Below are 26,278 nucleotides of genomic sequence, written 5' to 3'. Positions count from 1 at the left end.
ACGCGCGAGACCGGCGAAAGCACTGAGCCCGCGGGGAGTGCGCTGCTCAGGAGGCGCAGCATGCGCAGAGCGATCATCGGGTGCGGTGTCACCGGCCTGGTCCTCTCCGCAGGCACGCTCCTGGGCGGCAACGCGCTGATCAACTCGTACGAGCGGAGCGCCGAGCGCGTCCCCGGGGCCTTCCCCGTGGAACGCCAGCGCGATGATCCACCTGCCGCCTGGCAGGTGGGGGAGGCCCGCGGTGAGAAGGCCGCGAAGGCCGCCGACGAGGCGGAGAGGGACACGGCCACAGAGAGGGACACGGCCGCGAAGAATGGGACTCCCGGGTTCCCATGCCAAGACAGGTCGAGATGAAGATCGTCGAGCCGCGGAGCATCCCGGCGCGTACGGCGTTCGCGCGCGCCGCCCGGCGCGGACCGCGGCCGGTCCTCCTGCTCGACGTCCCGCGCGTCCGGGCGCTGTGGTTCCAGATGGAGGGAGGCAGTACCGCCGATGTCGTCTCAGGCTGACGTGGAAGCCGACAGGGGGTTCCACGTCCTCTTCGTGTGTACGGGCAACATCTGCCGCTCGCCGATGGCGGAGCGGCTGGCCCGAGCCGCTCTCGGAGCGGGCTCCCCGATCCGGGTGACCAGCGCGGGCACCCGCGCCGCGCCGGGACTGCGGATGTCGGACCGCGCGCGGGAGGTGCTGGTCCGGCTCGGCGGAGATCCCGGCGGGTTCGCGTCCCGCCCGCTCACCGCGGAACTGGTCGTCGGGGCGGACCTCGTGCTCGGGGCGACCGCCGAGCACCGGGCCGAGGCGGCGGCCCTGTGCCCTTCCGCCGTGACACGGGTCTTCACCATCACCGAGTTCGCCGCGCTGACCAGGGGAGTGCCGGTCGACGCGATCATCTGCCATCGGGATCCCGTACGGCGGGCCCGCGCGCTCGTGGCCGAGGCCGGAGCGCGCCGCGGGCTGGTCCGCGTGGACCAGCCTGATATCCCCGACCCCTACGGTCGTTCCCGGCGCGCCTATCGCGTGGCGGGACGGACGATCGCCGACGCTCTCTCCGTCTCGCTCACGCTCCTCACACGTTCACCGGCGTCTTGACGTCCGCGGCGTAGCCGTAGCTGTAGCCGTAGCCGTACTTCCCCTTCTTCTCCGGGACGAAGTTCAGCACGGTGCCCACCAGCCGGGCGTTGACCGACGCGAGCAGCTCCTGGGCGCGGGTCACGTGCTCGCGCCTCGTCTTGCCGTGCCGCACGACCAGGAGCGTCGCGTCGCAGACCGCGGCGAGCGTCGCGGCGTCGGTGACCGGCAGCAGGGGTGGCGCGTCGATGATGACCATGTCGTAGCTCTGCGAGAGCTGGGCGAGCACCGAGCGCATGCCCTGTGAGCCGAGCAACTCGCTGGGGTTCGGCGGGATTTTGCCGCACGGAAGGATGGACAGGCCCGGGCTGCCCCAGGTCTGGATGACGTCCTGCAGCTCCGCCTTGTCGATCAGCACGTCGGTGAGCCCCGCGGCGCCCTCGATCCCGAAGTAGCTCGGAATCCGCGGCCGGCGGAGGTCGCCGTCCACCAGGACGACCCGCCACCCCGCCTGCGCCAGAGTGATCGCGAGGTTGGCGGACGTCGACGACTTACCCTCGTTCGGCAGGGAACTGGTGATGACGAGAGACTGCGGCCGCCGGTCGACACCGATGAACTGCAGGTTCGTCCGCAGCGAGCGGAACGCCTCCGCTCTGGAGGACTGGCCACTCTCGCGGACGATAAGGGGATACCGGGGGGCGTCCTTCTCGAAGCTGATGATGCCGAGCACCGAGTTGCGCGACACGTCCTGCAACACTTCGATCGTCTTGACCGTGGTGTCCAGACGGTCGCGCAGGAAGAGCAGGCCGAACGCGAGGAGCAGCGCGAGCAGAATGGCGACCGCCTGGTTGACCAGCGGCTTGGGGCTGTCCGGAGCCCCGGGGACCGTTGCCCTGTCGACGACCGTCACCTTGACGGCGGGCCGGCTTCGGGGCGTCGGTCGTTCGATCTGGTCGATCACCTGCGTGAACGTGTCGCCGAGGGTGTTGGCGAGCCGGGCGGCGCGCACCGGGTCGGAGTTCTTCACGGTGGCACGCAGGAGCACGGTTCCGGGGATGACCTCCGCCGTGACAGCCGACTGAAGCTGGTCGGCGTCGGCCGGCGCGACGACCCTGCTGAGCACCCGGCGGCTCGTCAGAAGGCTCGCGTAGGACGTGACACGCTGAGCCGACAGCATGCCCGACTGGTACGCCGTGGACATGCCGGATTCCTTGTCCGTGCCAGACACGATCATCGAGATCGACGCCGAGTACGTGGGTGGCGTTCTCGCGGTCAATACCGCCGCCGAGGACATCGCGATGATCACGGACAGCACGATGAACGGCCAGCCTCTGCGTGCGAGCCGTACGTAATGGAGCAGTTCCACCGGTCTAAGGTCGCCTTTCATACGTGACTTCGAGGGGCTTCTGGGGCTGGGAGTAGACGGACACCCTTTGCGGCAAGGTGATGAGCACGAGGGCCGAGCCGACAGCGGACACCAACGCGATGATCGGCGAGATCCAGTGCAGCGCCATGGCCAGGCCCAGCGTCCCGCTCGCGGCCGCGACGGCGGCGAGCAGCAGCGCCGTCAGCCTGGCGCCGAACCCGAGCCGGCGTAGCCGGTGGGACACGTGGTCCGTCCCGCCCTGGAACATCGAACGGCCTGCCCTGTTGCGGGAAAGCATCACCACTCCGGTGTCGACGGTGGCGACGAAGGTCGGCAGCAGCAGCCCGGCGATCACCGTTCCCGTGCCCTCGCCGGTGATCAACAGGGCGGCGCAGCACGCGGTCGTGAATCCGATGAACAGCGATCCCGCGTCTCCCATGAACACCTTCGCCGGCGCCCAGTTGTGCGGCAGGAAGCCACAGCCGGAGGCCGCCAGGGTCACCAGGAGCAGCCCGGTCCCGTACTCGCCGCGGGCGAATGCCGCCCCGGCGAGCGGTGTGGCGCCCACCAGCGTGACGGCGCCCAGGGCGCCGTCCATGTTGTCGAGCAGATTGAAGGAGTTGGTGATGACGACGATCCAGATGATGGTGATCGGGCCGTCCAGCCAGGTGTTGGTGACCGACGCCTCGACCCCGCTGAGCACGACTCCTGTCGCCGTCACGGCCTCGACCACCAGCCGCGTCGCCTTGGGCAGTGGCGAGATGTCGTCGATGAGGCCGAGCAGGGCGATAGCGGTCGCGCCGATCATGATGGCGGTCGTTCGCTGATCGGCGAGGCCGCCGATCAGCCCGAGCGCGGGCACGATGGTGCCCAACATGATCGCGATGCCGCCCAGGTATGGGACGGGCCGGGCGTGGGTCTTGTAGCCGCTCGGCCGGTCGGTGATCCCCCACCGCAGTGCGAGGCGTCCCAGGGTGTAGGTGCCCCCGGCCGCGAGCAGGAAGGCCATGATCCCGGCGGCCGCGATGGTGGCGCCGTTCACCGCTGGGTGGTCGCCAGATCGGCGCGGGCCTCGGCGATGGTCTCCGCGAGGATGTCGTCGAGCGACCTGCTGGGCTTCCACCCGGTCAGCTCGCGCAGCTTGGTCGTGTCGGGCACGCGGCGCGTCATGTCCTCGAAGCCCTGCTCATACGCCTCGGCGTACGGGATGAGGTCGACGCCCGACACGCTCCCGGCCGTCTCGACGATGAGCTTGGCCAGTTCCAGCATGCTCACCTCGCGGCTCGCGCCGACATTGAACGTCTGCCCCACGGCGCCTCCGTGGTCCAGCAGGAGCAGGAGCGCGTCGACCACGTCCTTCACGTGCGCGAAGCACCTGGTCTGCGTGCCGTCGCCGTATACCGTGAGCGGCTGGCCGGCGACCGCTTGGCGGACCAGGCGGGGGATGACCATGCCGTACGCGGGGCTCTGCCGGGGGCCGACCGTGTTGAACAGCCGGACGACGATCGTCGGCAGGCCGCGTTCCTTGTGGTAGGCGTTGGCCAGGATCTCGTCGACGGCCTTGGCCGTGCTGTAGGCCCAGCGGACGACCGCCGGGCTGCCGAGGATGCGATCGGAGGACTCGCGGAGCGCCCCGCTGGAGTTCTTGCCGTAGATCTCGCTCGAACTGGTCACGAGGATCTTGCGCCGGTAGCGGTGGGCCGCCTCGATGACGATCTCCGAGCCGCGGATGTTCGTGGTGAGGGAGCGCAGCGGCTGCTCGACGATCAGCTTGACTCCGACGGCCGCCGCGAGGTGGACGACCACGTCGCACTGGTGGACGAGCTCGTCGACCACCAGCTCGTCCAGCACGGACCCCTGGACGAAACGCAGGTTCGGGTGCGGGGTGAGGTTGGCGAGCCGGCCCGTCGACAGGTTGTCGAGAACCACGACCGCGTCACCGCGAGCGAGCAGCGCGTCGGTCAGATGAGAGCCGACGAAACCGCTACCCCCAGTTATCAAGTACGTGCTATGTGGTGATTTGGTCACCGAATTCTCCTGGACATATGTGTTGAGAGGGCGATTGAGAACGGGGGGATCGGGAGCACGCGGGGATCAGGCGGGTCCGCCGGACGTCTTCTCGAACCACTCCACGGTCAGGCGGAGCCCCTCGTCCAGCGGCATGGGCCGGACGCCCGGGAACAGGTCGAGAAGCAGCCGGGGAGACGCCTGTGACGCCCGGATGTCGCTCGCACGCGCGGGCAGGAACGTCGCCTCGACCGGGCGACCGAGCACCGCGGAGAGCGTGTCCTTCAGGGACAGCAGCGAGACCCGCGTCCCGTACGCGAGGTTGACCGGGGTGCTGCTCCCCACCCGGCGCACCACCGCGTCAGTGAGCACCTCCGCCACCGATCCGACGTAGGTGAAGTCACGCGCCTGGGTGCCGTCGCCGTGGATCGGCACGGGCTCGCCGGCGAGCGCGGCGGACACGAACGCCGGGATGACCGCCGCGTACGCGTGGCCGGCCGGCTGCATGGGGCCGTACACGTTGAAGAAGCGGAAGGGCAGCACCCGCAGGCCGAAGCTCTCCGCGAACGCCAGGGCGTACGCCTCGGCGGCGAGCTTGCTCGCGGCGTACGGGCTGAGCGGGCGCGTGGGCAGGTCCTCATGCTTGTACGGCTCGGCACAGTTGCCGTAGACGGAGGACGAGGACGCCAGGACCACGTGCGGCCGGGTCGCCCGGCACGCCTCCAGGACGTGGAGTGTGCCTGTGGCGTTGACCGTGTGCGACGCGAGCGGGTCCGTCAGCGACCTCGGCACCGAGGGCCGCGCGGCGAGGTGCACGACCGTGGTCGCCCGAGGAACGAGGTCCGCGAGCAGCTCCCGGTCGAGGATGCTCCCGGTCACCAGTTCCACGCCGACGTCCTCGATGTTGCGCCTATCTCCGGTGCTGAGGTCGTCGAGCACTGTGACGCTCTCGATCTCGGGCCGGGTGATGAGCGCGCGGCAGAGGTTCGCGCCGATGAAACCGGCGCCGCCGGTCACAAGAATCCTCACGTGTTGCTTCTCTCAGGAGTAAGACGGTGCCGGGAGACGTCGCGAAGTGATCGGTACAGGGCTTCGGTGTCCGAGACGAGGCGCTCGACGCCGAACGCGCCCGTCGTCCAGTCCCGTGCCGCCTCGCCCATCCGGCGGGACAGGTCGGTGTCCGAGAGCAGCCGCACGACGTGCTGCGCGAGCTCGGCGGCGTCGGGAGCGGCGAGGAGGCCTGTGTGGCCGTCGCGCACGATCTCGGCGATGCTGCCGACGCGGGTGGAGACGACGGGGGTTCCGGCCATGCCCGCCTCCACGAGCGTCAGCGGTGTGCCCTCGTTGTCCGCGGTCATCAGCACCACGTCGGCGGCGGCGTAGACCGCTTCTACGTCCCTTCTCCACCCGAGCAGGTGGAAGGAGCCCCGGGCGGGCTCGATGCCGCGCTCCAGCTCCTCTCGTAGCTCGCCGTCACCGCAGACGACGAACCGGCAGGTGGGTATGTGGCGGAGCACCGCGTGCGCCACGTCGAGGAAGCGGTCGGGCCGCTTGATCTGGGTGAGCCGTCCCACGTAGGCGACGACCGGCGCGTCGCTGGGGAGTCCCAGCTCGGCGCGGGCCGCCTCCCGGCCGGGCACCGTACCCAGCCGCACGCCGGGCGGGATGACGACGTACTGCTCCGGCCGCCCGATACCTGCGGCGAGCAGTTCGTCGCGGACCTGGGCGCCGACGGTCACCAGCCGGTCCGACATCGAGGCGAGCGCCCGCTCCGTCCTTATGTAGATCTGCAGTCGGGCGGGGGAGAAGTATCCGGTCAGCAGGTGGCCGTGGAACACGTGGATCCGCGCCGCCCCGACCCCCGACAGGCGGGCCGCCGTCCGGCCGAGCGCTCCCGCCTTGGCCGTACGGGTGTGCACGATGTGCGGCCGGAATCTTCGCATGGCGCTGACCAGTTGGAAGAGGGCGCGGAAGTCGTTCGCCGGGCTGATCGACCTGCCGAGGCCGCGCACCCGATGTACCCGTACGGACGCGTCGCGCAGGCGCAGATGGTCGCCTTCATCGTCGTCGACGTAGCCGGTGTAGAGCCGGTGGTCGAACTCCTCGGAGTTCAGTCCCTCCGACAGTCCCAAAACCTGCGTGGCCGGGCCGCCGACGTTCATCCGGGCAATGATTTCCATGACACGAATCCGGCTGTCCGGCTTCATAGTGCTCCTCGCTGACAGGCCTGCCTCACGCCGGAGAAGCTAACTCGCACGCGGATCTCCGCAACGGTGCGCTCACCGTGACGGCGAAGAGTTTCCGAATTCGGTACCCGAACATGATCGAGCGTCCGCGGTCCGTGCGGATCGAACTGAGCTGCAGCTCACAGCGGTGTGAACGGCCATGCCCTGCGTGTGGATGGGTGGCCCGAGTTCGATGAAAAGGAGCGGTCAAGGGGGCCGTGTTTCACTTGTCGCCCGCCCGTCGCGATGTCTTTCCTTTACATATCCGGCGCACTCGTCGAGTCGACGCGATGTGATCCCAGGGCTCTCCGAACCCGCGATTCCGGATGGCGCAGACAAAGAATCGGTAGGTGGATTACATGGACTGTCGGTCCAGTTCCGGCTGTGATCAAGATGATGTGGTGGCACCGGGTGGGCGCGCCTTGAACGATCTCCGGGTATGCGAGGTCGTGAAGACCCTCGACATCGGAGGCGCGGAGGTGCTGCTCGTCGAGCGACTTGTGGTGGCCCGGAGGCGTACGGTGAACCGCGCCGTGGACTACACGGTGATCTGCCTGCGGGCATCGACCGGAGAGCTCATCGAGCGGTTGCGCTCAGCCGGAGTGACAGTCATCGATCTCAGTTCGTGCCCGCGGCCGCTGGCCTACGCCAGGCTTGTCGCCACGGTCCGCCGGATAGCGCCCGACGTCTTGAATGTGCATTCCCCGGCCCCCGCCATCGCGCTCCGCCCGTTCGTCCGGCTCACCAGGCGTCGGCCCGCCCTCGTTTCGACGGTTCATTGCGTGCAATGGCCGAAAACGATGTATCTCGACCGCCTCACCCGGGGGCTGGACGACCGCACCGTAGCCGTGTCACCGGCTGTGGCGCGGTCTCGCGCCGTCATCGGTTCCCGTCATGTCCTGACCCGAGTGCACGGTGTCGACGTGCGGGAGCAGCGGCGGTGGGCCGCACGGGCGACCGACGTGCGGCGCGAGTTCGACGTGCCTGAGAACGCCTTCCTGTGCACCCTCGTCGCCAACTTCCGGCCCGAGAAGAATCACCGCATGCTCGTCCGGGCCGCCTCCGAGGTGGTGCGGACCCGCCCGGACGCCGTCTTCATACTCGCGGGTGACGGACCGTTGCGGGACGACACCGTTCGCGAAGTCAAGGAGCGGCGCCTCGACGGGCACGTGCGCGTCCTCGGGTCGGTTCCCGAGGCCAGAAGGCTTGTCGCGGCGGCCGACCTGCTGGTTCTCAGCTCCGACCACGAGGGGCTGCCCGTCGTGGTCATGGAGGCGCTCGCGGCGGGGGTGCCCGTCGTCTCCACCCGGGTCGGGGGACTGCCCGATCTGGTCACCTCCGGCCGGAACGGGATCTTGAGCGAGCCGGGCTCGGCCGGCGCCCTCGCCGAGGCGATCATCCGGGCGATGGATCCGCGAACGCATCGCGAGCTGCGGGCCGGCGCCCTGTCCGGCACGGAGAGCGTGGACATGGCCGACACGGCCGAATGGTTCGAAGAGCTCTACGAGGAGCTGGCCAGGGGAGTGGGGGCCTGATGTGCGGGATAGCGGGGATCGCATCGACGGCGGCACCGGACCCCGAGATCGTGCGGCGGATGTGCGATGCGATCGTGCACCGGGGACCTGACGGCGAGGGCTTCTACAGCGACGAGAACGCGGCGCTGGGTATGCGGCGGCTCGCGATCATCGATGTGGCCACCGGCGACCAGCCGGTCCGCAGCGAGGACGGCATGGTCGTCGCGGTCTTCAACGGCGAGATCTACAACTTCGCCGAGTTGCGGCGGGACCTGGAACGGCGCGGGCACCGGCTGTCCTCCACAGGTGATTCCGAATGTCTCGTGCACCTCTACGAGGAGTACGGCGCCGACATGGTCCACCGGCTGCGAGGGATGTTCGCCTTCGCCATCTGGGATCGCGCCCGGCGGCGGCTCGTCCTCGCGCGCGACCGCGTCGGCAAGAAACCGCTGTACTGGCGGTCTGACGGCGACGAGATCTGCTTCGGGTCGGAGCTGAAGTCGCTCGCCCAGGACCCCGGCATGCGCAGGGAGGTAGATCCGGTCGCGCTCCATCACTACCTCACCTATCAGTACGTTCCGGCGCCGTGGTCGATTTATCGGGGAGTGCACAAGCTCCCGCCCGGGCATGTGCTGATCTGGGAGCGGGGCCGGAGCACGGTGCACCGTTACTGGTCGCCGGACTGGACCACGCGCCGGGTGTCCGACGTGCGCGAGGAGGAGGAGCGGCTGCGCGAGCTGATCCTGGAGGCCACGAGGATCCGCATGGTAAGTGAGCGCCCTGTCGGAGCGTTCCTCTCCGGGGGGATCGACTCGTCGGTGGTCGTCGCCGCCATGGCGCGGCACAGCCGCGAGCCGGTCAAGACCTTCTGCATCGGTTTCGAGGACAGCCGGTACGACGAGCGCCACAAGGCGCGGATGGTGGCGGAGCGGTACGGCACCGATCACCACGAGCTGGTCGTCACACCGGACATGCTCGACGTGCTGCCGCGTCTCGCCTGGCAGTTCGACGAACCGTTCGCCGACTCCTCGGCGATCCCGAGCTTCTACGTCGCGGAGCTGAGCCGACGGCATGTCACGGTCGCGCTCAACGGCGACGGCGGCGACGAGTCCTTCGGCGGTTACCAGCGCTACGCCCTCATGAACATGGCTCGCGGGATGCCTCGCCTACCGCGCCCGCTGGCGGAGGCGTGCGGGCGCCTCGGTGCCGCGATGGTCGAGCGGAGCGACTACGGGACCCTGCGCCGGCGGCTCGGTCGTCTCATCCGGTTTGCCGCCGATCCTCCCTCACGCCGCTACGCGGGGTTGATGCGCCGCTGTACCGAGGAGCAGAAGACGAGGATCTACAGCGACGAGCTGTGCGACCTGCTGGGTGGGGTGGACAGCGGCAGTCTGGTCGAGGATCTCTTTCTGGGTTCGCGCGCCGGGACAGATCTTGCCCGCGCTCAGGACGCCGACATCATGTCGTACCTTCCCGGCGACCTTCTGGTGAAGGTCGACACCACCACGATGGCGCACTCGCTGGAGGGCAGGTCACCGTTCCTGGACCACCACCTGATGGAGTGGGCCGCCGGACTCCCCGGCGCGCTGAAGGTCCACCGCGGCCAGACCAAGCTGCTGCTGAAGCGAGCCGTCGCCGACTGGCTGCCGGAGGAGCTGCTGCGCTGTCCCAAGAAGGGATTCGGCGTGCCGCTCGCCGCCTGGCTCCGCGGCGAACTGCGTGACCTGGCCTGGCAGGTCCTGACTGACGAAACGGCGCGCGGCCGCGGGCTGTTCAGGCCGGCGGCCGTACGCGATCTGCTGCTGCGGCACATGGGGGGCGCGGACCACAGTGACATTCTCTGGTCGTTGCTGCAGTTCGAGCTCTGGCAGCGGGCACAGGCAGGTCACCTGGCCGGCAGCGCATGCTGAGCGGAAAACGTTCAGTGCAGGGCCGCGCAGGCTTGCGGGTTTTCCGATCCGGTCTGCAGCGGGTGTCCGAGCCCCACCACGGCGAAGGTCACCACCAGCACGGTGCCGACCCCTGCCGCGAGCCACCAGCCGCGGCCCATCGCCCGCCCTCCTCGCGACAGGAGCAGAGCGCAGCCCAGGATGCCGAGCAGGATGACGGGAAGCGCGAACCGCGTCTCGGTCGTCGACGTGACGAGCGTGGCGCATGCCCCCAGCAGCGCCGCGACCACGGTCACGGAATAGCCGCGGAGCGGCCCGCGACGGCTGCGCACCGCCAAGGCGATCAGGGCCAGGGCTCCGCACACGGTTATCACCGAAAGCGGCAGGAGTGAGCTGTAGTTCTCCGTGGCAGCCGGGTCACTGTACGGCGTGGCCGGCGACCATGCCAATGCCGCCGAGAACTTCTCGGCGAGGAATCCGGCCGACCAGGGAAGATTGGTCAGCAAGGTCCGGATGAATCCGCCCTGGGCGGCGGCCGCCATGTGGGGGTCGCAGTAGTACTGCCGCGGCAAATCGGACAGGACAGTGTCATATCTGACCACGTAGGAGCCGAATTCGGCCTGGAAACGCGCCAGGGCCCATGTCGCGGGCGGCATCGGAACCCACCAGAACCCCCACATGAGATTCAGAAGGAACTGTGGAAGAAGGGCAACGGCCGCACCGGGAAGCAGCCAGAGGGCGCGGAACCGGTGGACGACCACCACCGCCGCCGTGACCGCCGCCACCGGGAGGAGGTAGGCCGGCCGGATATTGAAGGCGATCGCCGCGCACAGGCCCGTCAGCGCGATTCCCCAGCGCGATCGCCTCGACGCGAAGAGGACGGCGCAGAGGAATGCGGCGGCCGCGGGCAGGTCCGTCAGCGGATACGGTGCGAATCGCGCGGCCACGAGCCAGACCAGGGCCGCGCATCCGTATACGACGACGGGGCTTCGCGTTCCCAGCGCCCTCGCCATGGCCGGGAGCACCATGGCTCCGACCACCGCGATGATGAGCGAGTTCTCGATGAGGACCGCGGACTGGCCCACGCCGGGGAAGAAACGATCCACCAGCGCCGCCGGCGAATAGGCGAGGTACGACAGTATTCCGCGCAGGCGTAGGGGCACCTCGAGGAGCGAGTCAAGCCCTGTCGCCGATTCGGGGTTGACGGCCGAGCTGCCACCAGTAAATTGCCCTAAACCGGCATGGGATCTCAAACCGCTGAAAAGATTCGCCCACGCGGCCTTGGCCCCCGACCAGTACGCCTGGGCGTCGAAATGGAAGTTACGTGCGGGCCGCTGGACGACCGTGAAAACGAAAAGAATCCCCGCCACAACGAGTGTGGTGGCGCGGCGCGTCCCGGCCGTAGATTCTGTCGAAGCAGCCTGGCCGAAGCCCTGCGGAGTATCCGTCACGGCGCTCGTGTGGATTGTCATGACGACGGTTGTACCAGCAGGCGAAAGCCGCGCCGGAGAGCCACGCCATCGAGCCGTCTTCCGTAATGATTCGCAATGGTGCAGTCAAGAGATGTTGCCCGACGATACTCAATGCGACGGCGTTGCCGGATCGATTGTTTACGGGGACTTGACATATCGGGCGGCCACGCATCCGACATCCTGCGGGCTTCTCCCGGTTACATTGACTCGACCTCCCGGCTACCCCGGCATTCAGGTGATTCTTGGTGGAATACATAGTCGTCGCAGTGACCGCGGCAATACTCGTCTTCCTCGTTCAATCCTGCTTGGACGGGCAGGTGGTGCGGCGCGCCCTGTGGGTGCTGCTCCTGGCCTTCGCCGCACGATTGCTCATTCACGCCCTGGTCATACGCACTGGCCTGCTGCCGTACGGCGGCGACAATTACGCCTACGAGAAAAGGGCGCTGGAGATCGTCGCGTACTGGAAACGTGAGGGCGTCCAGTTCGTCACCTCGGACCAGATCAGCGGCCTCTATTCCGTCGCGGTGCCCTGCAACATCTTCGCGTTGGTCTTCTACCTGTGCGGCGGTCCGGCCACCTTGGCGTGCACATCCGTGGTGGCATTGATCGCCTGCGCGCTGTGCATCGTCATGTACCGATTCGCCAGGTTGATCGGGGCCGACGAGCGGGCCGCCTACCGGCTCCTCGTCCTCACGGCGTTCATGCCCGCGCTTCTGCTGCACACGTCGAGCACGTTCAAGGACGGTTTCAACGCGTTCCTCGTCGTGGCGTGCCTCGGTCTGGCCGCTTCGAACGTGCAGAAATTCGATATCCGGAAGCTGCTGCTGCTCGCGCCGCTGCTGTGGGCGCTGTGGAACGTACGCCCCTACATGGTTTTCATGTGCGGGCTGCCGCTTCTCCTCGGCTTCGTCGGCTCCAAGCGCGCTCTCCCCATGTGCACGCTCGCCCTCTTTACCGGATTTCTTTCGCTCTTCATACTCTTCCCCGACGCGACGCAGAATGTGGCAATAGAGACAATCCAGGGACAACTGGATCAGGGCCAGTCGGAAGTGGTGCGCAGCGAGAACGCGGAGGGAGGTTCCGGTGTCGTCTTCGATGACGGCGGAAATCCGTGGAGCGCGATCCTGCCGAAGCTCTTCTACACGCTGCTGTCACCGTTCCCCTGGACGGGCGGAAGCATGGTGCTGCAGCTCGGAAAAATCGAAACGCTGGTGTGGTACTACCTCCTCTTCTGGGCGCTGAGAGGAGTACGCGACCTGTGGCGTCATGACCGCCGCTTGCTCATGATCATCCTGCTCTTCGTCGTGCCCTGCACGATCGCGTACGCGACGAGCATGTCCAACATCGGTCTCATCTTCCGGCAACGGATGCCGATCGTCATGGTCGTGAGCCTGCTGTCCGCGTTCGCCTGGACGCGGGCCAGGCAGCGCCCCGCCCCGGAGCCTTCCCAGACGCCTGAACACTCAATTCTCTGAAACACCAGCCAGGAGCCCGACGTGAGGATTCTGCACATCGGATATCGACTGCCGCCGGAGCCCGGAGGCAAGGAACTTTATATCGAACGGCTCGTCCGCGAGCAGTTGCGTCGCGGACACGAGGTGGTCGTCGCGCACCGGCGAGGCGAGATCCTTCCCGGCACAGAGCCGTTGCCCCTGGCCCGCACCTGGCCTGGCCGGGCGGCCGCCCTGAAGTCCGATGAGATCGCCTTCGCGATGGACTGCGCCACGGCCCTGCCCCGCGTACGCGGGCTCGATGTCATCCACCTGCACGGTGATCATCGGGAGGCGCTCGCGCTCGGCCCCGCCGCGCGGCGCCTCGGCATGCCACTCGTCCTTCACGTTCATGGCGCCCTCGCGATGCACCAGCGCTGGATCATGCCCTGGGCGTTCCGCCACGTCGACGGATTCATCGTGGTGGGTGGGCGGCCGGAGGGGGAGCTGCTCTCCGTCGGCATTCCCGATCGGCTCATCCGCGTGGTGCCGAGCGGGGTGAACTTCGGCCATCTCGCCGGGTTCCGTGACCGTGGGCGACTCCAGCGCGGACTGATCGTCAGCGTGGGCTCGCTGGTGCAGGTGAAGAACCACGAGCTGACCATCGAGGCTTTCCACCGGGTGCGGGCGGCCCGGCCGGATGTCCGCCTCGTCATCGCCGGAGACGGGCCGGAACGAGACCGGCTGCGGCGGCTCGCGGCCATGGGTCCTGGGGTCGAGCTGGCCGGACATCTCTCCCCCGATCGGGTCTATTCACTGGTGAGCCGGGCGGAGGTCTTCGTGCAGTCGTCCCGGAGGCTGCGCGCCATCGGTGAGGGGATACCGACCGCGGCACTGGAAGCCATGGCGCTCGGCGCCGCCGTCCTCGTCTCGTCGGACGCCTCACTCGACCCGGTGGTCCCACGGGACTGCTATCGGATCTTCCGTTCGGAGTCGGCGACCGACCTGGTCGCCCAGCTCGGCGCTCTCCTCGATGACGACGAAGGGCGCCGGCGGATGATCGAAAAGGGGGTCCGCGCCGCCGAGGATGCCGACTGGCCGGTGGTGGCCGCGCGCATCGAGGATTGGTACGAGAAAGTCATCCACGGGGTTCCTGCCCTGGCGGCAGTGTGAATCTCAGGGAGCGGCTGCCGGGTGGGCGACACCTGCGGACCTTCACATCGCTGAGCTCGGCCGGGATCGGCGAGGCCATGCTGCCCACGCTCAGCCTGATCGCGCTCGTCCGGGTGACCGGAACCGAGACCTCCGGGCAGGTCATCTTCGCCCAGTCCGTCGCGAACATCTGGTTCCTCCTGTGCGATCCCTGCCTGGAGAACGCCGCGCAGCGGTTCGTCCCCCTGGAGCAGCGGCGCAGCGGCCGTGGCAGCGCGCTGTTCCTCCGTCTCCTGCGCCTGGACGCGGGGATCGGCCTGGCGGCGACCACGGCCGCCCTGGCAGCGGTTCTGGGCGCATGGTTCCTCGGCGTCGTCTCGGACGGCCTGGCACTCATGATCGCCCTCTCGGTGGTCTGGCGAGGCGCCACGGCACCGAACGGCACGGCGTTCGCGGGGTTCGCGCTGGCGGACCGGTTGAACGCGTCAGGACTCCTGCGTGTGCAGGGTGCGCTCCTTACGTTCGGATTGTCCCTTGCCGGGCTCTTCGTCGGCGGCCCGCTGCTCTATCTGGCCGGTCAGGCGGCGGCCGCCCTGCTGATGGCGGCGGGCTTCTGTCTGCTCGCGTCGCGCGCGGTGACCCGGACTCTGGGCGCGCGCGGTGGCAGCAGCCCACCGCTGCCCGCAGGGATTCTTCGGTTCACCCTGTCGACCTCGATCGGCACGAGCGTGGCGAGCATCTCCGACTTCGGCATCCTCGCCGTCGCGGGCCTTGTCGGCGGCCCGCCCCTCGTCACCATCCTCAAGATCGCGATGGCTCCCGGGCGCTTCTACGCCAACCTGGCCGTCCCGGTCGCGGCGATGCTGTACCCACGGCTCGCGCAGGCCGCCGCGCAGGGAGCCGGGGAGACTCTCATCAAACGTGACATCAAGCGCGCCACGCTGCTGCTCGCGGCGGGCGGGGCGGTGACGGCCGCCGCCGCGCTTCCGGTGATCGGCACCATCATCGCCATGGCCTATGGACCGGAATACGCGGCCACTGGCGCGGTGGCGATGTTGCTGCTCGGCGCCGCCTGCGTGAAGGGCGTGGCCTGCTGGTCCAATGTCCTTCCCCTCGCAATGGGAAGGCCGGGCTGGCGGCTCGCCTACCTCAGCACCGAGGCGGCCCTGCTCGTCGGAACGCTGCTCGCCGCCGGCTGGACGACGTCCGGAGCCTTGGCGACGGCACTTCCCTTCGCGTGGGGGACGCTGGCCCTCGCCGTCCTCGGCACCGGCTTCTGGATCATGTCGATGGGACGCCTCATCACGCGTCGCCCCGACCGTGTGACCTCCGTGACCACGGTGACCACGGTGACCACGCGCGTCCCCGCACAACGGCCTTGACAATCACAAAGGCCGGCAAGGAAACCACGGGCGGGGTGTGTTGGGGCCGGTGGCCGGCCTTCGCTTCGTCAGGATCGCCCTCATGGACACGAGCTCGCCCGTCCGGAGTCCCGCGTCGAACCCGCGCCTGCTCGGGCGGGTGCGCCGACCGGCGATAAGGAACCCTCTGAAGTCGCGGTGGCTCCCCGCCATCACGGTGACGGCGCTCACCGCCGCGGTGCTGCTCTACTACGGCGTCTCCCTGCGCGACCTGCTCGTCTTCACCGCCTACGTCCTCCTGTGCCTGACCGTTCCCGGCGTGCTGCTGATCCGGGCCCTGTACAGCGGGCGCCGTACGCTGGCAGAGGAGATCGCCCTCGGGCTCGCCCTGGGCTACGCCATGGAGGTCTTCGCCTACCTCGCCGCTCGCGCGATCGGCTTTCCCCTGCTGACGCTGGCCTGGCCCGCCACCACCTATGCCCTGTTCCTGCTGCTGCCGCGCCTGCGCAGGCACTGGAGACGCCCACGCCACCAGCCCGCCCCTCTGTGGTGGTCATGGGCGCTCGCCCTGACCATGACCTACCTGCTGGCGCTGGCCGTGGTGACCTTTCTCAGCAAGAACGCCCTGACCTGGCCCGGGCTCGCCACCTCGAACATCGACATGCCCTACCACCTGGCCCTGATCGGTGAGCTGAAATATCATCTGCCGCCGACGGTGCCCGTGGTCGCCGGGGAGCCCCTCTTCTACCACTGGTTCGTCTACGCCCACTTCGCCGCCGCCAGCTGGATCACCGGCATCGACCCACTGATCCTGCTGTTCCGCCTCGGCATGGCCCCCATGATGGCGGCCATCGTCATCCTGCTCGGCATGATCGGAAGGCGGGTCACCGGCTCGCTCGCGGGCGCTCTGGTGGCGCTGGCCGGCACCATGTTCATGACGGCTCCCAACCTCTACCTGGGTATGAACATCGGCGTCTTCACCTGGCGGGGTTTCCAGTCCTGGACCAGCCCGAGCCAGACCTTCGGGGCTCTCCTCTTCGCTCCTGTCGTGCTGCTGCTGGTCGACATGTTCGAGGGCCGGCGGCGCGACGTGCGCGCCTGGCTCCTGTTCGGCGTGTTCTCCCTTGCGGTGATGGGGGCCAAGGCGACCCATCTTCCTCCCCTCGCCGCGGGCCTCGCGGTGGTCGCGGGAGTCCAGGCGATCAGGCACCGCCGTCCGCCGTGGGCGGTGCTCGCCATGCTCGGCGTGACCGTCGCGTGTTCCGGTTACGCGCAGTTCGTGCTGTTCGGCGGTGCGCGGCAGGCGATGGTGATCGACCCCCTGTCACTGCTTCGACACACCTGGGGGCAGCTGACCGGCCATCCCGGCACGGTCGCGCCTTTCGCGTCCGTCCTCGGGATCACCACGCTCTACCTGCTGTGCCTCGCGGTCACCTGGTGCGGTGTCCTCGGGCTGCTCCGCAGGCCGCGGCTCTTCCTGCGGCCTGCCGTGACGCTCCTGCTCGGCATGGGCGCCGCGTGCGTCGGCGCGGTGCTGCTCCTCGGCCACCCGGCCGCGGGCCAGCTCTACTTCTTCGGCGCCGGCTACCCGTACATGATGATCGTCGCGGCCTACGGGCTCGTGACCGTGGTACGCCGGGCGGCGGTCTCTCCGCGCACGATCGCGTACGCGGTGAGCGCCGGGGTGTTCGGCGCGAACCTGGTGCGGATGCTCTGCGATGTCAGGGCGCCGCTGTCTCCCGGGCAGCCGGAGAGCATCCTCTACCGGCCTTACCTGCTCCTGACCGTCATCGCGGCGGTGCTGATCGTGGTTTTGCTCCTCACCAGGGCCGGCGTGCGTGCCTGGGCCTTCGCGCTCGTCATGTTCACCGCTGTGGGCTGGCCCGCGGCGTGGTCGGCCCGGGTCGTACCGACTGTGGGCGAAGTCCCGCCGGGCATTCCCCAAGGGGTACCGCCGGTAGCGCCGGAAGCCATCCCGCATGGCCTGACGGAGGCGGCGCTGTGGTTGCGCGCGCACAGCGCACCCGACGAGGTGGTGGCGACGAACGTGCACTGCCGCTGGGGCTACGAGAGTCCCTGCGACACTCGGCAGTTCTGGGTATCCGCGCTGACGGAGCGGCGGGTGCTGGCCGAGGGGTGGGCGTACTCGGACATGAGCCAGAGCCGCTGGCGGCCGGGGGAGTCGACTGAGTATCTCCCGTTCTGGGACGGGGAGCGGTTGCGGGTGAACGATCTGGCGTTCACCGCGCCGTCGCGTGAGGGGATCCGGCGACTGCGTGACCGGTACGGGGTGCGCTGGCTGTTCGCCGACGAGCGGTACGCGACCCGGGCCGGCGTGCTCGGCCACTTCGCCGAACTGCGGTTCCGCTCCGGCGATTACGCCCTCTACCACCTCGCGTGACGCGGATGCATAAAGAACCCGGCAAGAACATGTCCGGCGGCGAGTTCCCGAACTCTTCCGGTGTCTTCCGACGTCAGGCTTTGCCACATGGTCGAATCTCCGCCCCATTCGCGGGTCGCCGAGGCGACGCTGGAAAATGCCCAGACTGATCGGCGGCGACTCGCGACGGCAGGGAAGTCGGCGAGATTGCTGCCGGCGGCGTTCGCGGTGGCTTTCGCGGTGGCAACCGTGCTCTTCTTCGGGGTTTCCGTCGGAGATGTCGCCATCTTCGCCGCCTATGTCGGCTTCGGGATCGCCTTGCCGGGGGTGCTGTGGGTCCGGGCGCTGCACGCCGGCGACCGTACGGCGGCGGAGGAGATCGCCCTCGGCCTGACGTGCGGTTACGCGGTGGAGGTGTTCTGCTACATCGGTGCGCGTGCTGTCGGGATGCCGCTGCTCGTAGTGATCTGGCCGATCACCACCTATGTCCTCTTCCTGGGCATCCCCAAGCTGCGCGGACATTGGAGGGGTGGGTGCCGCCGCAGCACGCCCCCTGTCTGGTACTCCTGGTCGCTCGCCCTCGCCTTCGGCTATCTGGTGGCCTGGGGCGCGGCCACCTACTTCAGGCCGAATGCGTTGACCTGGCCGGGGCTGGGGACGTTCGTGAACGACGTCCCCTTCCATCTCGCCCTGATCGGCGAGCTGAAGCACCACATGCCGCCCACCCTTCCGATGGTCGCCGGCGAGCCGCTGCTCTATCACTGGTTCGTCTACGCGCACCTCGCCGCGGCGAGCTGGATCACCGGCCTGGAGCCGTTGGTGCTGCTGATCCGTCTGGCCATGCTGCCCATGCTCGCGGCCCTCGTCGTCCTGATCGGGATGACCGCGAGACGCGTCATCGGCTTGTGGGGAGGGGCATCGCTCGCCGTCGTGGGTTCGATCTTCGTCGCGATACCGAGCCTGTACCTCGGCAGTAACGGGTCGTTCACCTGGGGAGGCATCCCCGACCTCGCGTGGACGAGCCCCACCCAGACCTTCGGTGCCCTCCTGTTCGCCGGGGTCGTGCTTCTGCTGATCGACACCTATCGTCATCGTGCGCACGCCCTTCGCCAGTCGCTTCTGACGGGTGTCCTCCTCCTCGCGGTCATGGGCGCCAAGGCGATCTTTGTGCCGATGCTCGCGGTGGGCCTGCTGGCGGTGGCCGCGGTGGAGATCGTCAGGCGGCGCCGGCCGTCCAGGCCCACCGTCACGGCGCTGGCGATCACCACGGGGTGCTTCCTGTATGCCCAACTCGTCCTCTTCGGCGGTGTTCGGGAGGCTGTGATCGTCGCGCCCTTGTACTTCGTACAGACATCCTGGGGGGAACTCACCGGACTGGGAGAACTGGCGGTGCCGCCGCCGGGTTCGCTGCTCGCCCTGACCATGGTGTGCCTGCTGGGCTTGCTGATCACTTGGTCGGGGATATTGGGGCTGCTGAGCCGCCCCCGATCGCTCCTCAGGCCCCCGCTGGTCCTCATGCTGGGCATCGGCGCGGTGGGTTTCGGTACGGCGCTGCTGCTGGGGCATCCCGCCCGTAGCCAGCTCTTCTTCCTCTGGGGGGCCTACCCCTATCTGGTGATCGTGGCGGTCTGCGGAATCTTCGCCGTCGTACGGCGTGCGGGCCTCTCCCGCCGGGCGACGATCGCCGCCGTCTGCGCAGGCCTGGTCGCCGCCTACCTGATCCCCCTCCTGTGCGGAGTCCGGGTTCCGCTCCGCCCGGGCCAATCGGATGCCGCCCTGATCCGGCCCTACGTCGTGCTGCTGGTCATCGCCGTCGTGGTGGCGGTCGTTGCGATCGCGGCTTTGGGACGTCTTCGCGCGGCGGCCGTCCTCATCGTCATGTCCGCGAGCATCGGTCTGCTCGCCGACGCGCACGCGTTCGTCCTCAGCCACCTGCCTGGGCGCGGACCGGGTGCGGCGGAGCAGGCTCAGGTGGTCCCGCCCGGTGCCATGACGGCCGGACGGTGGTTGCGCGCACACTCGGATCCCGACGAACTCGTCGCCACGAACGCGCATTGCCTCTGGGGGCGGGAGGTTCCCTGCGACAGCCGCCACTTCTGGGTGGCCGCATTGTCCGAACGGCGGGTGCTGGTCGAGGGGTGGGCCTTCTCGTCGACGAGCCAGGACCGCTGGCGGCCGGGGGAGTCGGTAACCCATCTCCCGTTCTGGGATGAGCGGAGATTCGCGGCGAACGAGGCGGCCTTCTCGGCCCCTTCCGCGACGTCGATCGGGGCCTTGCGTGAACGCTACGGAGTGCGCTGGCTTTTCGTCGACGAACGGCTCACCGGGGCGGAACCGGGAATCGGAAAATTCGCGGATCTTCGATTCCGTACCGGCGATTATGTCGTTTATCGGGTGCGGGACGGTGCGAGTTCTCGGTCGGATCATTGATCGCCTCCTGGTCTAAATGGAGACATCGATCAGCACATTAATCGTGCTCCACAACATCGGCAAAATAATCATCAGCAGGTCGCGTCGGAATGCTCGTTCGCGTGGCGGTCAATAGGCTGGGGCGCGTTGAGCATTTCAGGGCAGGCGATCGCGTGGAGTTTTCCATATGCAGAACACGAGGGCAGATGTGGCTGACCCGATTCTGGTGAACGACCTCCGCCGGCATGCGGTCACGACGGAGACGGTCGTGCGCACTTCTGTCGAGCGCGTCCTGAGCAGCGGCTGGTACGTCCTGGGCGCGGAGGTCGAAGCCTTCGAGCAGGAGTTCGCCGAGTACTGCGGCGTCGGCCACTGCGTCGGCGTCGCCAACGGAACGGAGGCCATCGAGCTCGGGCTCCGCGCCCTCGGCGTGGGCCGGGGAAGCCGCGTGGCCACGGTCGCGAACGCGGGCTTCTACACGACGACGGCCCTGATGGCGCTCGGCGCGGAACCGGTCTTCGTCGACGTGGACCGTGACACGAAGCTGATGAACCTCGCCCACCTCAAGCAGATCCTCGCGGAGAGCACACTCGACGCGGTCGTGGTCACTCATCTCTTCGGGCTCCTGCACGACATGGAGGGGGTCCTGGATCTCACGGCCCCGGCCGGCGTTCCCGTGTTCGAGGACTGCGCGCAGGCCCACGGCGCTCGCCGGGGCGGCCGGCGTGCCGGCTCCTTCGGAGCCGCGGCGAGTTTCAGTTTCTATCCGACGAAGAACCTGGGTGCGCTCGGTGACGGCGGCGCCGTGGTGACCGGCAGTGCGGACGTCGCCCAGCAGGTCAGACGCCTGCGGCAGTACGGGTGGGAGTCGAGGTATCACGCCGGCGTCAGAGGAGGGCGGAACAGCCGCCTCGACGAGATGCAGGCCGCGGTTCTGCGGGCCAAGCTGCCCTTCCTCGACGCCTGGAACCGGCGTCGCCGCGACATCGCCACGCGGTACTCGCAGGAGATCCGCAACCCGCGGGTGGAGTGCCCTCCGGTCCACGAGGAGGAGTACGTCGCTCATCTGTACGTCGTCGTGAGTGCTGAGAGGGAGGCGCTCCGCGCTCATCTCACCGAGGCGGCGATTCAGACGGATGTGCACTATCCGGTCCCGGACCACCGCCAGCCCGCGCTGACCGATCCCAGCGGTCCGGCCGCCGCGCTCCCGGTGACCGATGACCTGTCGGTCTCGATCGTGACCTTGCCGTGTCATTCCGAGCTCTCCGACGAGGAGGTCACGCGAGTGATCTCCCGCGTCAACACCTGGTGACGCCGTGTTCTCTGTGATCGTGCCCGTCTATCGGAACGCGGAGTTCGTGCCACAGCTGATCGCGGAGTTCAGCGCCATCAACGCGATCGTCGCTGAACGCTACGGCATGCCGATGGAGTTCGTCTTCGTGGTCGACGGGAGTCCGGACGACAGCTTCGAGTTGCTCAAGACGGCCCTGCCGCAGGCGCCGTTCCGGTCGCAACTGCTCCTGCACGCGCGCAACTTCGGCGCGTTCGCGGCCGTCCGCACCGGTCTTCGCGCGGCCCAGGGCGACTACTTCGCCACGATCGCCGCAGACCTCCAGGAGCCGCCTGACCTGCTGCTCAGATTTCTCGACCAGCTCGTGTACGGCGATGCCGACATCGCGGTCGGAGTGCGGGAGGGGCGTGACGATCCAGGGATGTCGCGGCTGGCGGCGAACCTCTTCTGGGGCTTCTACCGGCGTTTCATCGTGCGCGAGATCCCGGCCGGCGGGGTCGACGTCTTCGGGTGCAACCGGCGGATCAGGGACGAGCTCCTGCGGATGGAGGAGGCGAACACCTCCCTCGTCGGCCTCGTCTACTGGCTCGGTTTCCGGCGGAGCGAGGTGCCGTACCAGCGGCGCGCGCGAGCGCACGGCAGGAGCGCCTGGACGGTCGGCAAGAAGATCAACTATCTGCTGGACAGCGTATTCGCGTTCACGGACCTGCCGATCCGCGTCCTCACGATCCTGGGAGCACTCGGATGCGTCGTCGCCGCACTTCTGGCCGTCTTCGTCGTCGTCATGAGACTTACCGGCCAGATCGCGGCGGCGGGCTACACGACCACGATCGTGGTCATCACCTTCTTCGGGGCGCTGAACACCCTGGGGCTCGGTTTCATCGGGTCGTACGCGTGGCGGAGCTACGAGAACACGAAGAAGCGGCCCCTGGCCCTGGTGCGTACCGTCCGCTCCTTCGACGGAGCTCCGGAAGCCGTCTCCGAACTTCTCTATACCGGCAGGAGTGCATGAAACAGACCTTCGTCCACCCACAGGCCCTCTGTGAGAGCACGGACATCGGAGCGGGCACCCGCGTCTGGGCCTTCGCGCACGTGCTCCCAGGCGCGCGGATCGGGGCCGAGTGCAACATCTGCGACGGCGTCTTCGTCGAGAACGATGTGGTGCTGGGCGATCGCGTGACCGTCAAGTGCGGCGTCCAGATCTGGGACGGGATCACGATCGAGGATGACGTTTTCATCGGCCCCAACGCGACGTTCACGAACGACCCATTCCCGCGCAGCAAGGTCAATCCGGAAAGGTTCGTCCGCACGGTGGTCCGCTCCGGCGCCTCCATCGGTGCGAACAGCACGATTCTGCCGGGCGTGGAGATCGGCAGCGGTGCGATGGTGGGGGCGGGCGCGGTCGTGACGCGTTCGGTTCCCCCGAACGCGGTCGTGGTGGGCAATCCCGCACGAGTCAAGGGCTACGTCGCCGACAGGGACCATCTCCTCCAGAGCGGCGACTCCATCGCGCCGGGAAAGGTGGGACTTGGAGTCGGTGGCGCGAGTCTGCACGAGTTGCGCGTCATGAAGGACCCGCGCGGCGAGCTCTCCGTCGGAGAGTTCGAGCGTGAGCTCCCGTTCGTGCCCAAGCGCTATTTCCTCGTCTCCAACGTGCCCGGCGGGGAAGTCCGGGGAGAGCACGCCCATCGGCACTGCGAGCAGTTTCTGATCTGCGTGCGCGGCTCCTGCGGCGTCCTCCTGGACGACGGCCGCAACCGACGTGAGATCACCTTGGACCGTTCCAGCCAAGGCGTCCACATGCCGGCCATGATCTGGGGCACGCAGTACCGGTACTCGCCCGACGCGGTGCTCCTCGTGTTCGCCTCCCACTATTACGACCCGGACGACTACATCCGCACATATGACGAGTTCCAGAAAATCGTCTCCGAGGTGGTGCGCACGTGAGGGGTTCGCCGTTCGCCCGCTTTCTCATAGGCGGCGCCGTCAACACCGGGGTCACGTACGGGCTCTTCGTGGTCGTCGCGTTGTGGCTGCCGGTGTCGGTGGCCTATACATTGGTCTTCCTTTCCGGCATCGCCCTCTCATACGTCATCAACACGGCCTTCGTGTTCCGTACCAGGGCGTCGATCGGTTCCGCTGTGCGGTTCCCCGGTGTCTATCTGGTCCAGTACTTCGTAGGTCTGGCTCTTCTGACGCTGCTGGTCCGGCTGGGAGTCGCCAGTTGGGTGGCGATGCCGATGACGATGTGCGTGACCGTCCCGCTCACGTTCGTGATGAGCCGGTACGTCCTGGCCTCATCCGGCAGAAGCCGCGGAGGTCGCGAAGCCGCACGTTCAAGCGGGCGAGCGATGTCCAAGGTCGGATAATCCCTTTTCCGAAGAAGGATGCACAAGCATGGAAGGATTCGACAAGCGGTGAAGGCACTCGTTCTGGCGGGCGGCAAGGGGACGAGGCTGCGCCCGCTGACCCACACGTCGGCGAAACAACTGGTCCCCGTCGCGAACAAGCCGGTGCTCTTTTACGGGCTCGAGGCCATCAGGGACGCCGGCATCACCAGCGTGGGGATCATCCTCGGCGAAACCGGACGGGAGGTCCGGGAGGCCGTCGGGGACGGCTCCGCGTTCGGGCTCGACGTCACCTACATCGAGCAGGAGGCGCCGCTCGGGCTGGCACACTGCGTCCTCATCGCCAAGGAGTTTCTGGCCGACGATCCGTTCGTGATGTACCTGGGCGACAACTTCCTCGTCGACGGCATCGCCGGCATGGTCGACGCCTTCCGCGCGGCCGACTGCGACGCGCGCATCCTGCTCACCCGCGTGGCCGAGCCCCAGTTCTACGGCGTCGCCGAGCTCGGTCCGGACGGCGAGATCGTCGCGCTGGAGGAGAAGCCGGAGCACCCGCGCAGCGATATGGCGATCGTCGGGGTCTATACGTTCTCGCCCGCGATCCATGAGGCCGTGCGCGCGATCAGGCCGTCCGCCCGGGGCGAGCTGGAGATCACCGATGCGATCGAGTGGCTCATCGACACCGGCCACCGCGTCCAGTCTCACTTCGTCACGGGCTACTGGAAGGACACCGGACGGCTGCAGGACATGTTGGAGTGCAACCGCATCGTGCTGGAGGCGATCGAGCCCGACGTCGGGGGGACCGTGGACGGCTTCTCGGAGATAACCGGGCGCGTCGTCATCGCCCCCGGTGCCGTCGTGGAGGGCTCGGTCATCCGGGGACCGGCCGTGATCGGCGCCGATGCCAAGATCAGTCGCTCGTACATCGGACCGTACACCTCGATCGGAGAGGGCTGCGTGCTCGAGGACGCCGAGGTGGACTACAGCATCGTGCTCGGTGATTCGGCCATCAGGGGCGTCTCCGGTCTCACGCACTCCCTGATCGGGCGCAACGCCGAGGTCACCCGGGCGACCGGGGTGCCCAACACTTATCAGCTCATGGTCGGAGACCACAGCAGGGTTCAGGTGCGCGCATGAAGATTCTGGTTCCCGGTGGCGCCGGGTTCATCGGCTCCCACTACGTCCGGTCGCTGCTGTCCGGGGCGTACCCCGGCTATGAGAACGCCCGCGTGACCGTGCTGGACAAGCTCACATACGCGGGGAACTCCGCCAACCTGGCCCCGGTCGCGGCGACACGCGGGTTCAGCTTCGTACGCGGCGACATCACCGACATGGCGCTGCTTCGCGAGCTGGTCCCCGGGCACGACCTGATCGTGAACTTCGCGGCGGAGACGCATGTCGACCGTTCGATCACGGGTGCCGGCGACTTCGTGTCGACCAACGTCCAGGGCACCCAGCGGCTCCTGCAGGCCGCACTGGAGGCCGGCGTCCGCGCGTTCGTCCAGGTCTCCACCGACGAGGTCTACGGGTCGATCGAGGCGGGATCGTGGACCGAGGCGGAGCCGCTGCTGCCCAACTCGCCCTACTCGGCCGCCAAGGCCGGCGCCGACCTGCTCTGCCGTGCCTACCACCGGACGTACGGGCTGGACGTGCGGGTGACCCGGTGCTCCAACAACTACGGCCCCTACCAGTACCCGGAAAAGGTCATCCCGCTGTTCGTCACCAACCTGATCGATGGGATGCCCGTCCCGCTGTACGGCGACGGCCGCAACGTGCGGGAGTGGCTGCACGTGGACGACCACTGCCGGGGCATCCAGCTCGTTGTGGACAAGGGCTCGGCCGGTGAGGTCTACAACATCGGGGGCGGGGTCGAGCTGACCAACCTCGAACTCACCGAGCGGCTGCTCGCGGCCTTCGGCGTCGGGTGGGAGATGGTCGCGCACGTGCCGGACCGGCTCGGGCACGATCTGCGCTACTCGGTCGACTCCACCAAGATCCGCTCGATCGGTTACGAGCCCATGGTCGACTTCGATGAGGGACTCGCCGACGTTGTTCGGTGGTATCGCGACAACCAGGACTGGTGGCGCGGGCTCAGAGCCACATCTTCCTGATCATGAGAGCGGCCACGGCCGGCGACCCCGAGTGGACACGTGCCGCTGGGTTTCGCCACCGAGATGGTCCGCGGTGCTCCGGCGTTCACGCCGGGGGTGAAGCGGACTCTCCCGCATACTCTCCCGCATAGTGAGGAAAAGCCGATCCGCCTTGGTGGCGAAATTCGCCGCCAAGGCGGATCGGCGTCTGCAGGTAAGGCAACCGCGTCAGGCACCCGCCGGACGGGCGACAACGGAGTCGAGAGGCTCAAAAGC

The 26,278-nt window shown here is 68.1% G+C and carries 22 protein-coding genes; 16 read left to right on the top strand and 6 right to left on the bottom strand.

What is annotated here, in order from left to right; translation table 11 throughout:
* The first annotated feature begins 60 nt into the window (after nucleotides 1-60).
* Genes QSK17_RS05115 through QSK17_RS05105 form a run of 3 tightly spaced genes read left to right on the top strand, consistent with a single transcriptional unit; the run spans nucleotide 61 to nucleotide 1,089 of the window.
* Nucleotides 61-354, top strand: coding sequence for a hypothetical protein (locus QSK17_RS05115; protein WP_285703215.1), 294 nt, complete (start codon nucleotides 61-63; stop codon nucleotides 352-354).
* The gene (locus tag QSK17_RS05110) at nucleotides 351-509 is read left to right on the top strand and encodes a hypothetical protein (RefSeq protein WP_285703214.1); all 159 of its coding nucleotides are present in this window, start codon (nucleotides 351-353) and stop codon (nucleotides 507-509) included. The genes QSK17_RS05115 and QSK17_RS05110 overlap by 4 nt, the downstream gene beginning before the upstream one ends.
* A complete protein-coding gene (locus QSK17_RS05105) occupies nucleotides 493-1,089 on the top strand; it encodes an arsenate reductase/protein-tyrosine-phosphatase family protein (RefSeq protein ID WP_285703213.1) in 597 nt (198 codons plus the stop codon). The genes QSK17_RS05110 and QSK17_RS05105 overlap by 17 nt, the downstream gene beginning before the upstream one ends.
* On the opposite strand, the gene QSK17_RS05100 is transcribed toward QSK17_RS05105, so the two are convergent.
* The 5 genes from QSK17_RS05100 to QSK17_RS05080 form a co-directional block, all read right to left on the bottom strand.
* The gene (locus tag QSK17_RS05100; RefSeq protein WP_285703211.1) at nucleotides 1,067-2,455 is read right to left on the bottom strand and encodes a tyrosine-protein kinase domain-containing protein; all 1,389 of its coding nucleotides are present in this window, start codon (nucleotides 2,453-2,455) and stop codon (nucleotides 1,067-1,069) included. The genes QSK17_RS05105 and QSK17_RS05100 overlap by 23 nt on opposite strands.
* Nucleotides 2,439-3,476 (bottom strand): MraY family glycosyltransferase, encoded by a 1,038-nt coding sequence (locus QSK17_RS05095; protein WP_285703210.1) that lies wholly within the window; start codon nucleotides 3,474-3,476, stop codon nucleotides 2,439-2,441. Before QSK17_RS05095 ends, QSK17_RS05100 begins: the two co-directional genes overlap by 17 nt.
* Complete coding sequence (locus tag QSK17_RS05090; protein WP_285703209.1) at nucleotides 3,473-4,462, bottom strand: NAD-dependent epimerase/dehydratase family protein; 990 nt, start codon at nucleotides 4,460-4,462, stop codon at nucleotides 3,473-3,475. The genes QSK17_RS05095 and QSK17_RS05090 overlap by 4 nt, the downstream gene beginning before the upstream one ends.
* Before the next feature lie 66 nt (nucleotides 4,463-4,528).
* The gene (locus QSK17_RS05085) at nucleotides 4,529-5,470 is read right to left on the bottom strand and encodes an NAD-dependent epimerase/dehydratase family protein (RefSeq protein WP_285703208.1); all 942 of its coding nucleotides are present in this window, start codon (nucleotides 5,468-5,470) and stop codon (nucleotides 4,529-4,531) included.
* Nucleotides 5,467-6,621 carry a glycosyltransferase gene (locus QSK17_RS05080; protein ID WP_285703207.1) on the bottom strand — a complete coding sequence of 385 codons (1,155 nt, stop codon included), beginning with the start codon at nucleotides 6,619-6,621 and terminating at the stop codon, nucleotides 5,467-5,469. Before QSK17_RS05080 ends, QSK17_RS05085 begins: the two co-directional genes overlap by 4 nt.
* 467 nt (nucleotides 6,622-7,088) lie before the next feature.
* On the opposite strand from QSK17_RS05080, the gene QSK17_RS05075 reads away from it, so the two are divergent.
* Both QSK17_RS05075 and asnB read left to right on the top strand, forming a co-directional pair.
* Nucleotides 7,089-8,201 carry a glycosyltransferase gene (locus tag QSK17_RS05075; protein WP_285703206.1) on the top strand — a complete coding sequence of 371 codons (1,113 nt, stop codon included), beginning with the start codon at nucleotides 7,089-7,091 and terminating at the stop codon, nucleotides 8,199-8,201.
* Nucleotides 8,153-10,090 (top strand): asparagine synthase (glutamine-hydrolyzing), encoded by a 1,938-nt coding sequence (gene asnB / locus QSK17_RS05070; RefSeq protein WP_352231762.1) that lies wholly within the window; start codon nucleotides 8,153-8,155, stop codon nucleotides 10,088-10,090. The genes QSK17_RS05075 and asnB overlap by 49 nt, the downstream gene beginning before the upstream one ends.
* Nucleotides 10,091-10,101: 11 nt before the next feature.
* Here the strand turns inward: asnB and QSK17_RS05065 are convergent, their stop codons facing one another.
* The gene (locus QSK17_RS05065; protein WP_285703204.1) at nucleotides 10,102-11,541 is read right to left on the bottom strand and encodes a hypothetical protein; all 1,440 of its coding nucleotides are present in this window, start codon (nucleotides 11,539-11,541) and stop codon (nucleotides 10,102-10,104) included.
* A gap of 305 nt (nucleotides 11,542-11,846) precedes the next feature.
* Between QSK17_RS05065 and QSK17_RS05060 the strand changes: the two genes are divergently transcribed.
* The 11 genes from QSK17_RS05060 to rfbB all read left to right on the top strand — a co-directional run bounded on the left by QSK17_RS05060 (nucleotide 11,847) and on the right by rfbB (nucleotide 26,023).
* Nucleotides 11,847-13,016 carry a hypothetical protein gene (locus QSK17_RS05060; RefSeq protein ID WP_285703203.1) on the top strand — a complete coding sequence of 390 codons (1,170 nt, stop codon included), beginning with the start codon at nucleotides 11,847-11,849 and terminating at the stop codon, nucleotides 13,014-13,016.
* Between the two features lie 21 nt (nucleotides 13,017-13,037).
* Nucleotides 13,038-14,144, top strand: a complete 1,107-nt coding sequence (locus tag QSK17_RS05055; RefSeq protein ID WP_285703202.1) for a glycosyltransferase family 4 protein — start codon at nucleotides 13,038-13,040, stop codon at nucleotides 14,142-14,144.
* Entirely contained in the window at nucleotides 14,141-15,505 is a 1,365-nt protein-coding gene (locus QSK17_RS05050) for a lipopolysaccharide biosynthesis protein (RefSeq protein ID WP_285703201.1), read from the top strand. Before QSK17_RS05055 ends, QSK17_RS05050 begins: the two co-directional genes overlap by 4 nt.
* Before the next feature lie 82 nt (nucleotides 15,506-15,587).
* Nucleotides 15,588-17,885, top strand: coding sequence for a hypothetical protein (locus tag QSK17_RS05045; protein ID WP_285703200.1), 2,298 nt, complete (start codon nucleotides 15,588-15,590; stop codon nucleotides 17,883-17,885).
* Nucleotides 17,886-17,972: 87 nt separating this feature from the next.
* Nucleotides 17,973-20,294: a hypothetical protein gene (locus QSK17_RS05040; RefSeq protein ID WP_285703199.1), complete on the top strand. Its 2,322-nt coding sequence runs from the start codon at nucleotides 17,973-17,975 to the stop codon at nucleotides 20,292-20,294.
* A gap of 187 nt (nucleotides 20,295-20,481) precedes the next feature.
* On the top strand, nucleotides 20,482-21,585 hold the full coding sequence (locus QSK17_RS05035) for a DegT/DnrJ/EryC1/StrS family aminotransferase (RefSeq protein WP_285703198.1): 1,104 nt from the start codon (nucleotides 20,482-20,484) through the stop codon (nucleotides 21,583-21,585).
* A 4-nt stretch (nucleotides 21,586-21,589) separates the two neighbouring features.
* Nucleotides 21,590-22,576 carry a glycosyltransferase family 2 protein gene (locus tag QSK17_RS05030; RefSeq protein WP_285703197.1) on the top strand — a complete coding sequence of 329 codons (987 nt, stop codon included), beginning with the start codon at nucleotides 21,590-21,592 and terminating at the stop codon, nucleotides 22,574-22,576.
* Nucleotides 22,573-23,511: a WxcM-like domain-containing protein gene (locus QSK17_RS05025; RefSeq protein WP_285703196.1), complete on the top strand. Its 939-nt coding sequence runs from the start codon at nucleotides 22,573-22,575 to the stop codon at nucleotides 23,509-23,511. The genes QSK17_RS05030 and QSK17_RS05025 overlap by 4 nt, the downstream gene beginning before the upstream one ends.
* A complete protein-coding gene (locus tag QSK17_RS05020) occupies nucleotides 23,508-23,933 on the top strand; it encodes a GtrA family protein (protein ID WP_285703195.1) in 426 nt (141 codons plus the stop codon). Before QSK17_RS05025 ends, QSK17_RS05020 begins: the two co-directional genes overlap by 4 nt.
* 48 nt (nucleotides 23,934-23,981) lie before the next feature.
* Nucleotides 23,982-25,049, top strand: a complete 1,068-nt coding sequence (locus QSK17_RS05015) for a glucose-1-phosphate thymidylyltransferase (protein ID WP_285703194.1) — start codon at nucleotides 23,982-23,984, stop codon at nucleotides 25,047-25,049.
* On the top strand, nucleotides 25,046-26,023 hold the full coding sequence (gene rfbB, locus QSK17_RS05010) for a dTDP-glucose 4,6-dehydratase (protein WP_285703193.1): 978 nt from the start codon (nucleotides 25,046-25,048) through the stop codon (nucleotides 26,021-26,023). The genes QSK17_RS05015 and rfbB overlap by 4 nt, the downstream gene beginning before the upstream one ends.
* Nucleotides 26,024-26,278 lie beyond the last annotated feature (255 nt).

Origin of the sequence: Microtetraspora sp. NBRC 16547, assembly GCF_030268965.1 — a bacterium.
GTDB lineage: Bacteria > Actinomycetota > Actinomycetes > Streptosporangiales > Streptosporangiaceae > Microtetraspora.
This window is presented reverse-complemented; position numbering and strand designations above follow the sequence as displayed.

What these genes read in the sequence shown, in the direction of transcription:
- QSK17_RS05115 (WP_285703215.1), top strand. Translation starts at nt 61, where the DNA reads ATGCGCAGAGCGATCATCGGGTGCGGTGTCACCGGCCTGGTCCTCTCC.
- QSK17_RS05110 (WP_285703214.1), top strand. Translation starts at nt 351, where the DNA reads ATGAAGATCGTCGAGCCGCGGAGCATCCCGGCGCGTACGGCGTTCGCG.
- QSK17_RS05105 (WP_285703213.1), top strand. Translation starts at nt 493, where the DNA reads ATGTCGTCTCAGGCTGACGTGGAAGCCGACAGGGGGTTCCACGTCCTC.
- QSK17_RS05100 (WP_285703211.1), bottom strand. Translation starts at nt 2,455, where the DNA reads ATGAAAGGCGACCTTAGACCGGTGGAACTGCTCCATTACGTACGGCTC.
- QSK17_RS05080 (WP_285703207.1), bottom strand. Translation starts at nt 6,621, where the DNA reads ATGGAAATCATTGCCCGGATGAACGTCGGCGGCCCGGCCACGCAGGTT.
- asnB (WP_352231762.1), top strand. Translation starts at nt 8,153, where the DNA reads ATGGTTCGAAGAGCTCTACGAGGAGCTGGCCAGGGGAGTGGGGGCCTG.
- QSK17_RS05065 (WP_285703204.1), bottom strand. Translation starts at nt 11,541, where the DNA reads ATGACAATCCACACGAGCGCCGTGACGGATACTCCGCAGGGCTTCGGC.
- QSK17_RS05045 (WP_285703200.1), top strand. Translation starts at nt 15,588, where the DNA reads ATGGACACGAGCTCGCCCGTCCGGAGTCCCGCGTCGAACCCGCGCCTG.
- QSK17_RS05040 (WP_285703199.1), top strand. Translation starts at nt 17,973, where the DNA reads ATGGTCGAATCTCCGCCCCATTCGCGGGTCGCCGAGGCGACGCTGGAA.
- QSK17_RS05025 (WP_285703196.1), top strand. Translation starts at nt 22,573, where the DNA reads ATGAAACAGACCTTCGTCCACCCACAGGCCCTCTGTGAGAGCACGGAC.
- rfbB (WP_285703193.1), top strand. Translation starts at nt 25,046, where the DNA reads ATGAAGATTCTGGTTCCCGGTGGCGCCGGGTTCATCGGCTCCCACTAC.